The sequence below is a fragment of the Clostridium sp. D53t1_180928_C8 genome, from assembly GCF_015667795.1.
Taxonomy (GTDB): domain Bacteria; phylum Bacillota; class Clostridia; order Clostridiales; family Clostridiaceae; genus Clostridium.
Map to the genome: position 1 here is coordinate 1 of NZ_JADPEL010000128.1, position 1,360 is coordinate 1,360.

The window sequence follows — 1,360 nt, forward strand, 5'->3', positions numbered from 1 at the left end:
GTCCTCTAAAATTATTATGGTAGTCTATGTAATTGTCTATTTCTTTGACTAGATCTTCAAATGTTTCACATGTCTTTATGTCAGCTTCATCTTTTAAATGTCCAAAAAAGGATTCCTGCGGGGCGTTATCCCAGCAGTTTCCACGCCTAGACATAGATTGTCCCAAATTGCACTTTTTAACTTTGCTTTGAAAGATTGGGCTAGTATAATGAACTCCCTGATCTGAATGAATAAATGAATCTTCTCTAAGAATATCACTATTATTTTTAATTAGTTTATCTAGTGTATTAGTTACTATATCTATTTTTAGACTTTTCGAAATGTTATAAGATAAAACCTCATTAGTAGAAGCATCTAAAATGGTCGACAAATAAGCCTTCTGACTATTTTTGAAAAATAAATAAGATATATCTGTTAGCAATACTTTACCTGGAGACTCTTGCTTAAATTCTCTATTTAACAAATTAGGCAAGACGGTATGTTCCTTTGTGGCCTTCATCATTCGTCTATAGGGATTAGCTTTTCTATGTGGACAGAAGATATTATATTTTTTCATTATTCTTCTTATACGTTTTAAGTTATAATTAATACCAAAATGATTTTTAAGTGTCATTTTAATTTGCCTAGCACCTTTTTTACGATTTTTAAAGTTGTAAGCCTTTAAAATATTATCTTTACTCTCTAAATCTCTAACTTCGTTAGACTCACGCTTTTTTACAGTAATAGATGAAAAGTACTTATAATAACCCGAGCGTGAAACACCTGAAATATTACACATATAGCTAATCATATTTTTAAATTTATATTTAGTAATCAAGGATTTTATAATTTCGAACCTTTCATTTGCTGCTACTATTATTTCTTTTGATTCACGCCCCTTTCTAACATTTCTAGCTTTTTTAGAAGTTCATTCTCTGCTTGTAAAAGCTTTAGCTTTGCTTGTAGTTTCTCATATTTCTCCTCTAAAGATAAATCTTTTTCGGTTGGTCTTCCTGTATTAAATTTTCTAGTATCTTGTAATTGTTCTACACCATTTCTTCGAAATGCGGAGCGCCATCTGCTACCCGATGACTGTATTCTTTTTAAACCAATTACATCAATATCAAAGCCACACTCTTCAAATATCTCCCTTGGAAATTTACCCTTTTCATTCTGAGAAATAAATAATCTTTTAAATTCATCAGTATATGTAATACCTTTTTCGCTAACCTTTTTAACATATTTATTTTTAGATAGTATTTCTATATCCTTATTTGAAAATAATTTCTTGCTCATTTGTATTCACTCCTAACGTTATAAATCTATTATAAATAGAAAAACCCTATAGGGTAGACTTTTTTTATCATGTCTACTCTATAGG

1 protein-coding gene is annotated in these 1,360 nt (G+C 29.6%); it reads right to left on the bottom strand.

The features are described 5' to 3' along the window. A protein-coding gene (locus tag I4V51_RS20825) for an IS3 family transposase (protein WP_195990345.1) occupies window positions 1-1,275 on the bottom strand; the annotation gives its coding sequence in 2 pieces (ribosomal slippage) (window positions 1-894 and window positions 894-1,275; 1,276 coding nt annotated over the 2 pieces). This gene is flagged as partial in the annotation. Window positions 1,276-1,360 lie beyond the last annotated feature (85 nt).